Origin of the sequence: Kitasatospora sp. NPDC057223 (genome assembly GCF_042669755.1) — a bacterium.
Lineage (GTDB): Bacteria > Actinomycetota > Actinomycetes > Streptomycetales > Streptomycetaceae > Kitasatospora.
On sequence record NZ_JBHUWW010000111.1, the window covers coordinates 21,098 to 30,833 of the forward strand.

Annotated in this window: 8 protein-coding genes; 5 read left to right on the forward strand and 3 right to left on the reverse strand. The window is 72.6% G+C overall.

Annotated elements, in window-relative coordinates; all coding sequences use genetic code 11:
• Positions 1–89 precede the first annotated feature (89 nt).
• Positions 90–965, reverse strand: a complete 876-nt coding sequence (gene panB / locus ACFUK0_RS30250) for a 3-methyl-2-oxobutanoate hydroxymethyltransferase (RefSeq protein ID WP_380255647.1) — start codon at positions 963–965, stop codon at positions 90–92.
• Between the two features lie 271 nt (positions 966–1,236).
• On the opposite strand from panB, the gene ACFUK0_RS30255 reads away from it, so the two are divergent.
• The 3 genes from ACFUK0_RS30255 to ACFUK0_RS30265 all read left to right on the forward strand — a co-directional run bounded on the left by ACFUK0_RS30255 (position 1,237) and on the right by ACFUK0_RS30265 (position 4,869).
• Positions 1,237–2,853: an MFS transporter gene (locus tag ACFUK0_RS30255; RefSeq protein WP_380255648.1), complete on the forward strand. Its 1,617-nt coding sequence runs from the start codon at positions 1,237–1,239 to the stop codon at positions 2,851–2,853.
• Between the two features lie 109 nt (positions 2,854–2,962).
• Positions 2,963–3,637, forward strand: a complete 675-nt coding sequence (locus tag ACFUK0_RS30260; protein WP_380255649.1) for a TetR/AcrR family transcriptional regulator — start codon at positions 2,963–2,965, stop codon at positions 3,635–3,637.
• Between the two features lie 179 nt (positions 3,638–3,816).
• Positions 3,817–4,869 (forward strand): endonuclease/exonuclease/phosphatase family protein, encoded by a 1,053-nt coding sequence (locus tag ACFUK0_RS30265; RefSeq protein ID WP_380255650.1) that lies wholly within the window; start codon positions 3,817–3,819, stop codon positions 4,867–4,869.
• A gap of 15 nt (positions 4,870–4,884) precedes the next feature.
• Here ACFUK0_RS30265 and ACFUK0_RS30270 read toward each other — a convergent pair whose 3' ends face one another.
• On the reverse strand, positions 4,885–5,541 hold the full coding sequence (locus ACFUK0_RS30270) for a TetR/AcrR family transcriptional regulator (protein WP_380255651.1): 657 nt from the start codon (positions 5,539–5,541) through the stop codon (positions 4,885–4,887).
• A gap of 114 nt (positions 5,542–5,655) precedes the next feature.
• Between ACFUK0_RS30270 and ACFUK0_RS30275 the strand changes: the two genes are divergently transcribed.
• A complete protein-coding gene (locus tag ACFUK0_RS30275) occupies positions 5,656–6,255 on the forward strand; it encodes a hypothetical protein (protein ID WP_380255652.1) in 600 nt (199 codons plus the stop codon).
• A 92-nt stretch (positions 6,256–6,347) separates the two neighbouring features.
• On the opposite strand, the gene ACFUK0_RS30280 is transcribed toward ACFUK0_RS30275, so the two are convergent.
• Positions 6,348–8,102 carry an NAD+ synthase gene (locus ACFUK0_RS30280; protein WP_380255653.1) on the reverse strand — a complete coding sequence of 585 codons (1,755 nt, stop codon included), beginning with the start codon at positions 8,100–8,102 and terminating at the stop codon, positions 6,348–6,350.
• A 220-nt stretch (positions 8,103–8,322) separates the two neighbouring features.
• Between ACFUK0_RS30280 and glnA the strand changes: the two genes are divergently transcribed.
• Positions 8,323–9,684 carry a type I glutamate--ammonia ligase gene (gene glnA / locus ACFUK0_RS30285; protein WP_380255654.1) on the forward strand — a complete coding sequence of 454 codons (1,362 nt, stop codon included), beginning with the start codon at positions 8,323–8,325 and terminating at the stop codon, positions 9,682–9,684.
• Positions 9,685–9,736: the final 52 nt, after the last annotated feature.

Sequence of the window (9,736 nt, forward strand, 5' to 3'; positions counted from 1 at the left end):
ACCGTCGCGCCGCTGTCACGGCCCCGGCGCGGACGCCTCCGGACACGGCGGCGGGGCGGGCCCGGTGGACCCGCCCCGCCGTACCGGTGTCAGCTGAAGCTGTGCTCCGCCGCCGGGAAGGCCCCAGCGGAGACGTCGGCCGCGAACTCGCGGGCGGCGTCGCCGAGGACGGCCCGCAGGTTGGCGTACTGCTTGACGAACTTGGGCACCCGGCCCGCGGTCATGCCGGCCATGTCCGTCCAGACCAGCACCTGGGCGTCGGTGTCCACGCCCGCGCCGATGCCGACGGTCGGGATCGCCAGCTCCTCGGTGACCTGGGCGGCCAGCTCGGCCGGCACGGCCTCCAGGACGACGGCGAACGCGCCGGCCTGCTGGACGGCCTTGGCGTCCCGCAGCAGCTGGTGCGCGGCCTCGTCGCCGCGCCCCTGGACGGGGTAGCCGCCGAAGGCGTGCACGGACTGCGGGGTGAGGCCGATGTGGGCCATCACCGGGATGCCGGCCTCGACGAGCAGCTCGATCGAGCGGGCGCTGCGCTCCCCGCCCTCCAGCTTGACGGCCCCGGCGCCGGCCTCCTTCATCAGGCGGGCGGCGTTGTGCATGGCCTGGGCGGGGGACTCCTGGTACGAGCCGAACGGCATGTCGGCGACGATCATGGCGCGCTTGGTGCCCCGGACGACGGCGGCGGAGAGCATCACCATCTGGTCCATGGTCACCGGCACGGTCGTCTCGTAGCCGAGGTGGCAGTTGCCGGCCGAGTCGCCGACGAGCAGCACCGGGATGCCGGCCTCGTCGAAGACGCCGCCGGTCAGGGCGTCGTAGGCGGTGAGCATCGACCACTTCTCGCCGCGCTGCTTGGCTGCGGCGAGGTCGCGGACGGTGACCCGGCGGTTGGTGACGCCGCCGTAGAGGGTGGCGGTCGAGGCCTGGCCCCGGGCAGGCGAGGGCGAAGGCGAAGAAGCGTTCATCGAACAGGCTCCTGAAGGGTTGTGGTCTCGTGGCGCCGTACGGCGTCCCCGGATCACCTCCATGCTTGCACGGCTCGACGCGGGCGCAAAGAGGCGTGCGGGCGGCCGGGTGCGATCTGCGGCACATCACGGCGGAACCCGGGATTTGCCACAAGTTTACGATACGAGGTCGTCTCGTATCGAAATCGGCGCTACGCTGCCGGAGGGGGTTGCGAGACGTATTCGTCTCGTAAAGTCCCGCCAGTCTCATCACGTCCGGACGGGAACAGCCATGACCACCGCCACCGCGCCACCCCGAGTGCCCGAAGCAGTCCACCGCCGCCGCTGGGCGATCCTGGGCACCCTGGTGCTCGCCCTGCTCGTCGTCGTCCTCGACAACTCGATCCTGAACGTCGCGATGAAGACCATCGCCTCGCCCGCCCCGGTCGGCCTGGGCGCCGGCCAGAGCGACCTCGAATGGGCGATCAACTCCTACACGCTGGTCTTCGCCGGCCTGCTGTTCACCGCCGGCCTGCTCGGCGACCGCTTCGGCCGCAAGAAGACGCTGCTGGCCGGCATGCTGGTGTTCGGCCTCGGCTCGCTGCTCTCCGCGCTGGCCTCCTCGCCCGGCGAACTCATCGGCTACCGCGCCGTGATGGGCCTCGGCGGCGCCTTCGTGATGCCGGCCACCCTCGCCATCATCATGAACGTCTTCGAGCGCTCCGAGCAGCCCAAGGCGATCGGCATCTGGGCCGGCGCGGTCGGCCTCGCCATCGCGATCGGCCCGATCACCGGCGGCCTGCTGATCGAGCACTTCTGGTGGGGTTCGGTCTTCCTGGTGAACGTCCCGATCGTGGCCGTCGCGCTGGTCGCGATGGCCGTCCTCGTCCCGGACTCCAAGGACCCGAACCCGGGCCGGGTCGACCCGGTCGGCGTCCTGCTGTCCGTGATCGGCCTGGTCGCCCTGATCTACGGCATCATCAAGGGCGGCGAGCTGGCCGACTTCACCGCCGCCGGAGCCTGGGTCCCCGTCCTGGTCGGCGTGCTGGCACTGGCCGCGTTCGTCTGGCACGAGCGGCACACCGACCACCCCGCGCTGGACGTCGGCTGGTTCCGCAACAAGGTGTTCAGCGCCTCCGTCTCGGTCGTCGCGCTGGTGTTCTTCGCGCTGATGGGCGTCTCGTTCTTCAGCGTCTTCTACATGCAGAGCGTGCGCGGCTACAGCGCCCTGGCCGCCGGCGTGCTGATGCTGCCGCTGGCCGCCGCGCAGCTGGTCTTCGCCCCCCGGGCCCGCCTGGTGGTGGACCGCTTCGGCGTCCGGGCGACCTGCGCCGCCGGCATGGCGGCGATCACCGTCGGCTTCCTCGGCTACCTCCTGCTGGACGTCACCACCCCGATCTGGGTGCTGGTGGTGCTCGGCTTCGTGATGGGCACCGGGATGGCACACGTGATGCCGCCGGTCACCGTGGCGATCATGAGCTCGCTCCCCCGGGAGAAGGCCGGCGCCGGCTCGGCGCTGAACAACACCTTCCGCCAGGTCGGCGGCTCGCTCGGGGTCGCCGTGCTCGGCGCGGTGCTCTCCGCCGTGTACCGCGACGGCATCTCCGACCGGCTCACCCAGCTCCCCGCCGCCCTGCGGGACAAGGCGGGCGAGTCGCTGGAGGCGACCTTCGCCGTCGCGGGCCGGCTCGGCCCCGACGGCGCCGGGCTGATCGACCCGGCCAAGGTCTCGTTCATCCACGCGATGCACGTGGTCGCCGGGATCTCGGCGGGCGCCACCGCCGTCGGCGTCCTGCTGGCCTGGTTCCTGCTGCCCGCCCGGGTGGCACCCGGCGGGCCGGGCGCCCCGGCCGGGCCGCCCGCCGCGGAGCAGGCCAGGCCGCTGGAGCGGGAGTCCGCCGGCGCTTGAGCCGGTAGGTGGAGAATGGGCCCTGTCCCTCCTGCCGGAGGGGCCGGGCCCGCACCCGCGCCGCGGGAGGGGCGCGGCCGGTACCGACCAGGGAGAAGGAAGAGCGGGGATGGAGACAGGGAGCACGGCCACCACGGCTGCGGCGGAGCACGACTGCACCCTCCCCGCCGGCGAGAGCTGTGGGACGCCCCGCCGCGGCCGCCCGCGCAGCGAGGCCGCCGAACAGGCCATCTTCGCCGCGGTCGAGCAGCTGATGGAGGGCGGCGCGAGCCTGTCCCAGCTGTCCGTCGAGGGCATCGCCGCCGCCGCCGGGGTCGGCAAGGCCACCATCTACCGGCGCTGGCCCAACAAGGAGGCCCTGCTGGTCGACGTGGTGGCCCGGCTGGAGGCGCCGGAGCCGCAGCTCACCGGCGGCAGCGTCCGCGACGACCTGGTCGAGATGGTCGACTACATGCGCCGGCGCGGGCTGGCCAAGCGCTCGCGCTGGGTGCTCAAGGCCGCGCTCGGCCAGATGAGCAGCTGGCCGGAGCTGCACCTCGCCTACAAGCAGCGGGTGCTGCAGCCGCGCCGCGAACTGATGCGCTCGATCATCCGGCGGGGCGTCGCCGAGGGCCAGCTCCGGGCCGACCTGGGTGAGGACCTGCTCTCGGAGATCCTGCTCGGTCCGATCCTGGTGCGCACGGTGCTCTGGGACGACTCCGACCTGAGCGACCCGAAGCTCGCGGAGCGGGTGATCGACGCACTGCTCGCGGGTGTCGCGGCCGACCGCGCGCCCGCGCGGTAGCCGGTCCCGCCGCAGGCCGGAGGCAGTGGTCCCGGTCACGAAACCGTGCCGCGCCGGAACCCCGGGGCGGCACCGCTGCGTCCGACCCGTCATAGGCTGAGCCGAGAATCCGACAAAACCGGCAACGGTGACGGGTGACGGCGACCAGCGGCAGGGCGACGAACCACGAGGGGCCACGCATGGCACAGGCGGACAGGGCAGCGGCACCGGCGGGCGACGAGACGGCGCAGGACGCCGGCCCGGCGGCCGGCGGTGCGGGCACCCGGTGGATCCGCGGCTTCGGACGGGACGGCAGAGGCCGCTCCGCCTGGCGGCGGGGCTGGATCGTCGCGGTGCTCGCGGTGCTCACGGCCGCCCTGCTGGCCTTCCACTCCGAGGTGCCCAACACGGTCGGCAACCTCGGCAGTCTGCTGGAGACCTTCCTGCCCTGGATCGGCCTCGCCGTCCCGGTGCTGCTGCTGCTCGCACTGTGGCGGCGTTCGGCGTCGGCGCTGGTGGCGCTGCTGCTCCCGGTGGCGGTCTGGCTCAACCTGTTCGGCGGGCTGCTGACCGACAAGGGCAGCGGCGCGGGCGACTGGACGGTCCTCACCCACAACGTGGCCGCCGCCAACACCGACCCGGCCGGCACGGTGGAGCTGCTGAACGGCTCGGGCGCGCAGATCGTCGCCCTCCAGGAGCTGGCCGGGAAGCAACTGCGTACGTACGAGAGCGGGCTCGCCGGCACGTACCCGTACCACGTGGTGGAGAACACCGTCGGACTCTGGTCGAAGTTCCCGATCAGCGGGGTGGCCGTGGTGGACATCAGGATGGGCTGGACCAGGGCCTTCCGGGCCCAGGTCGCCACCCCGCAGGGACCGGTCGCCGTGTACGTCGCGCACCTGCCGTCCGTTCGGGTGAAATCCGAGGGCGGCTTCACGGCCGGCCGCCGGGACGTCAGCGCGCAGGCGCTGGGGGACGCGGTCGAGGCCGAGCCGTTGAAGAAGGTGCTGCTGCTCGGCGACCTCAACGGCACGATGAACGACCGCAGCCTCGCGCCGGTCACCTCGCAGATGCGCTCGGCGCAGGGCGCGGCCGGCGACGGTTTCGGCTTCAGCTGGCCGGCCTCGTTCCCGATGGCCCGGATCGACCAGATCCTGAGCAAGGGCGGCCTGCAGCCGACGAGTTCCTGGGTGCTCGGCTCCGACGGCAGTGACCACCGGGCGGTCGCCGCCGGCTACCGGTTCGGGGGCTGACCGGTCGGACGCACCCTAGCCGCCGGCGTGGCGGTCGATCAGGGCGTCCAGGCCGGCCGCGATCTCGGCCTCCGCGTCGTGGTCGGCCATCGCGGGGGCCAGCGCGCGCAGCCGCGGGTACTCCCGGCTGGGCAGATGGTGCAGGCCGAGCCGGATGGCGGGTTCCTCCTCGTCCGGGTCGACGACCATCGCCCGCAGCTCCACCAGCAGGTAGCCGAGCAGCCAGGCGAGCATGGCCCGGTAGAGCGCCAGCGTGGTGCGGTCGTCGAGCCCGGCCCGGCCGAGCAGGGTGAGGATGCGCTCGTTGAGCCGCAGCACGGCGGCCGACCGGCGGGCCAGCGGCACCGCCAGCGGCCGGGTCGCCAGCAGCGGGACGACCTGCGGGTGGGCGAGCGCGGCGCGGTACACGGCCCGGGCCCCCTCGTGCAGCTGCTGCCGCCAGCCGCCGTGCCGGGGCCCGGCCGCCAGGGCGGCCTCCACCTCGCCGAGCAGGACTTCGATCAGGCCGTCCAGCAGGGCGTCCTTGCCCGGTGCGTAGCGGTACACGGCCATCGGCTCGACGCCGAGTTCGGCGGCGAGGCCGCGCATGGTCAGCGCGCCGAGACCGTTGCGGTCCACCAGGGCCAGTGCCGTCACCAGCACCAGCTCGCGGGTCAGTCGCTTCTGAGCCATGTCGCACCCGACTTCCGGCCTTGACCCGTGCTGAGCACCGGCGCAGCATGGGACGTAGACGATGTATCCATACGAACCAAATGTACGTCGCAGCTTTGAGAAGAAGTGAGAGCAATGGGTTCCACGCGTACGATGCGTCGGGCTCGGGTCGCCGTCCCGCTGGCGGCGGCGTTCGGCCTGGCCTTCGCGGTGGCCGCTCCGGCGTCCGCCAGCCCGGCTGCCGTGGCCCGCACGGGCTCCCAGATCCAGTACTCCGCCTCCGCCGGTACGGCGAACACCGCGGTGTTCTCGTCCTCCGGGGGGCTGCTGCAGGTCTCCGACAGCGCCGGCCTCCTCCCCGGGCCGGGGTGCACCGCCGTCAACCCGACGACGGTGACCTGCGGTGCGGCCGCGAGCGTCACCGCGGTCAACGGGTACGGGGCCGACGGGAACGACTCCCTCGGCGCCGCCACCCTGTCCGTCCCGGTCTCGCTGAACGGCGGCCCGGGCCAGGACACCGTCCAGGGCGGCGGCGGCAACGACCGCCTCACCGACCCGGACGGGCGGACCGCCGCGCCCGCCACCGCCTCGTTCTCCGGCGGTGGCGGCAACGACCAGATCGCCAGTCGCAACGGCGGCTTCGACCAGGTCGACTGCGGCCCCGGCTTCGACGTCGTGGTGGCCGATCCGGCCGCCCTCGACGCCGTGCTGAACTGCGAGGTCGTCCTGCGCTGAACGCTGGACTCCGAGGTCGTCCTGTGCTGAACACGGCGGGGCCCGTCCGGCGGCGGCCGGAGCGGGCCCCGCTGCCCGGCCGCCGCCGCGGGTCAGCCCTGGCGCCAGCGGTTCGTGATCGGCAGCCGGCGGTCGCGGCCGAAGCCCTTGCGGGAGATCTTCGGGCCCGGCGGGTACTGCCGGCGCTTGTACTCGGCCAGGTCGACGAGTCGCACCACCCGGTCCACCACGGCCGGGTCGAAGCCGGCCGCGACGATCGCGTCGCGGCCCTGGTCGCCCTCGATGTAGGCGTCCAGGACGGTGTCCAGCAGGTCGTAGTCCGGCAGCGAGTCGGTGTCGACCTGGTCGGGCCGCAGCTCGGCGGACGGCGGCTTGGAGATGGTGTTCTCCGGGATCGGCGGCACCTCGCCGCGCTCCTCGGCCACCTCGTTGCGCCAGCGGGCGAGCCGGAAGACCAGCGACTTGTAGACGTCCTTGATCGGCCCGTAGGCACCCACCGAGTCGCCGTACAGGGTGGAGTAGCCGACCGCCAGCTCGCTCTTGTTGCCCGGCGCGAGCACGATCTGCCCCTCCTGGTTGGAGATCGCCATCAGCAGTGTGCCGCGCAGCCGGGACTGCAGGTTCTCCTCGGCCAGGCCGGTCAGCCCGAGGGCACCCATGTAGGCGTCGAACATCGGGGCGATCGGCACGGTACGCAGGTGCGCGCCGGTGCGGCGGGCCAGCTCGGCCGCGTCGTCGCGGGAGTGCCGGGAGGAGTACCGGCTCGGCATCGAGACGCAGTGCACGTTCTCGGCCCCGACCGCGTCCACCGCGACGGCGGCGACCAGGGCGGAGTCGATGCCGCCGGAGAGGCCGATCAGCACCGACTCGAAGCCGTTCTTGCGCACGTACGCCCGGGTGCCGGAGACCAGTGCCGCGTAGATCTCGGCCTCGTCGCCGATCCGGGGCGCGATCTCGGCATGCAGCGGCTCGGCGGGGGCTCCGGCCGGGGCGCCGCCGAGCTCGGTGCGGACGAGGTGCAGGCCGTCGCTGAGCAGCAGCCCGTCGGTGTGGTCGCCGCCGGCGGCCGGGAGGTCGAGGTCGAGGACGATCAGCCGCTCCTCGAACTGCGGTGCCCGGGCCAGCACTTCACCGTCGGCCGCGACCACGATCGAGTCGCCGTCGAAGACCAGCTCGTCCTGCGCGCCGACCATGTTCACGTACGCCAGCGTGCAGCCCGCCTCGGCGGCCCGGCGCCGCACCAGCTCCAGCCGGGCGTCGTCCTTGTCCCGCTCGTACGGCGAGCCGTTGAGCACCAGCAGCAGTCCGGCGCCGGCCTCGCGGGCGGCGGTGACCCGCCCGCCGTCCTGCCAGATGTCCTCGCAGATGGCGAGTGCCACATCCACGCCGTGCAGCCGCAGCACGGCCAGCTGGTCGCCGGGCACGAAGTAGCGGTACTCGTCGAAGACGCCGTAGTTGGGCAGGTGGTGCTTGGCGAACCGGGTGGCCACCTCGCCCCGGTGCAGTACGGCGGCGCAGTTCTGCGGGGAGCCCGCCGGGCGGCCCAGCTTCGCGGAGGCGTGCTCGGAGCGGCCGAGGTAGCCGACCACGACGGGCAGCTCGCCCAGGCCCTCGGCGGCCAGCCGGGCAGCCAGCCCGACCAGCGCGGCGCGGGAGGCCTCGACGAACGAGCCGCGCAGCGCCAGATCCTCCACCGGGTACCCGGTGAGGGTCATCTCGGGGAACGCGACCAGCTGGGCGCCGGCCTCGGCGGCCTGCCTGGTCCGGTGCACCACCGTCTCGGCGTTGCGCGCGAGGTCACCGACGGAGGGGTCGATCTGGCTCAGGGCGAGACGGAGATTCGGCATGCCCCCGAGTGTAATCGTCTAACTGACGCTATGTCTCCGGCGGGGTGGCGCGGGGGTGGCTCCGGCGTGGCCCCCGGGCGGCCCGGGCGGCGGCCCGGGGCGTGACAGCGGTCGACCAGGTGTCGGATTCGCGGCGGTGATCCGCCATGATGGGGGCAGCCGCTTACGAGCCGGTCCCTCACGTAACACGAACGTAAAGAGCAGAGGTGAGACTGTCCCCATGGGCAAGCAGCAGGAGTTCGTGCTTCGTACGCTCGAAGAGCGTGACATCCGTTTTGTCCGGCTGTGGTTCACCGATGTACTCGGGTTCCTGAAGTCGGTCGCCGTGGCTCCGGCCGAGCTGGAGCAGGCCTTCGAGGAGGGCATCGGCTTCGACGGCTCGGCGATCGAGGGCTTCGCCCGGGTCTACGAGTCCGACATGATCGCCAAGCCGGACCCGACGACCTTCCAGATCCTGCCCTGGCGCTCGGAGACCCCCGGCACCGCACGGATGTTCTGCGACATCATGATGCCGGACGGGTCCCCGTCGTACGCGGACCCGCGCTTCGTGCTGAAGCGGACGCTGGAGAAGGCGTCCAGCCTCGGGTTCACCTTCTACACCCACCCCGAGATCGAGTTCTTCCTGCTGAAGAACCTCCCGGGCGACGGCACCCCGCCCATCCCGGCCGACCAGTCCGGCTACTTCGACCACACGCCGCGCGGCGTGGGCCACGACTTCCGCCGCCAGGCGATCACGATGCTGGAGTCGATGGGCATCTCGGTGGAGTTCTCCCACCACGAGGGCGCCCCCGGCCAGCAGGAGATCGACCTGCGGTACGCCGACGCGCTGTCGACCGCCGACAACATCATGACGTTCCGTCTGGTCATGAAGGAGGTCGCGCTGGAGCAGGGCGTGCACGCCAGCTTCATGCCCAAGCCGTTCTCCGAGCACCCCGGCTCCGGCATGCACACCCACCTCTCGCTGTTCGAGGGTGACCGCAACGCCTTCCACGAGTCCGGTGCCGAGTACCAGCTCTCCAAGACCGGCCGCTCCTTCATCGCCGGCCTGCTGCGGCACGCCGCCGAGACGGCCGCCGTCACCAACCAGTGGGTCAACTCCTACAAGCGGATCTGGGGCGGCTCGCAGCGCACGGCCGGTGCCGGCGGCGAGGCGCCGTCGTACATCTGCTGGGGCCACAACAACCGCTCCGCGCTGATCCGGGTCCCGATGTACAAGCCCGGCAAGCAGGGCTCCACCCGGGTCGAGGTCCGCTCGCTGGACACCGGCTGCAACCCCTACCTCGCTTACGCCGTCACGCTGGCGGCCGGCCTCAAGGGCATCGAGGAGGGCTACGAGCTCCCGCCGGGCGCCGACGACGACGTGTGGGCGCTCAGCGACTCCGAGCGCCGGGCGATGGGCATCCAGCCGATGCCGCAGAACCTGGGCGAGGCCATCGACCTGATGCAGCGCAGCGAGCTGGTGGCCGAGACCCTCGGTGAGCACGTCTTCGACTTCTTCCTGCGCAACAAGCGCCAGGAGTGGGAGGAGTACCGCTCCGAGGTCACCCCGTTCGAGCTGCGGAAGAACCTCCAGGTGCTCTGACCTTCGGCGGCCGACGACGGGGCCCCGGCCACGGACCATGCGGTCCGGGCCC

Excerpts from the sequence above, each read along its gene's own strand:
- panB (WP_380255647.1), bottom strand. The coding sequence starts at position 965 with ATGAACGCTTCTTCGCCTTCGCCCTCGCCTGCCCGGGGCCAGGCCTCG.
- ACFUK0_RS30255 (WP_380255648.1), top strand. The coding sequence starts at position 1,237 with ATGACCACCGCCACCGCGCCACCCCGAGTGCCCGAAGCAGTCCACCGC.
- ACFUK0_RS30260 (WP_380255649.1), top strand. The coding sequence starts at position 2,963 with ATGGAGACAGGGAGCACGGCCACCACGGCTGCGGCGGAGCACGACTGC.
- ACFUK0_RS30265 (WP_380255650.1), top strand. The coding sequence starts at position 3,817 with ATGGCACAGGCGGACAGGGCAGCGGCACCGGCGGGCGACGAGACGGCG.
- ACFUK0_RS30270 (WP_380255651.1), bottom strand. The coding sequence starts at position 5,541 with ATGGCTCAGAAGCGACTGACCCGCGAGCTGGTGCTGGTGACGGCACTG.
- ACFUK0_RS30275 (WP_380255652.1), top strand. The coding sequence starts at position 5,656 with ATGGGTTCCACGCGTACGATGCGTCGGGCTCGGGTCGCCGTCCCGCTG.
- ACFUK0_RS30280 (WP_380255653.1), bottom strand. The coding sequence starts at position 8,102 with ATGCCGAATCTCCGTCTCGCCCTGAGCCAGATCGACCCCTCCGTCGGT.
- glnA (WP_380255654.1), top strand. The coding sequence starts at position 8,323 with ATGGGCAAGCAGCAGGAGTTCGTGCTTCGTACGCTCGAAGAGCGTGAC.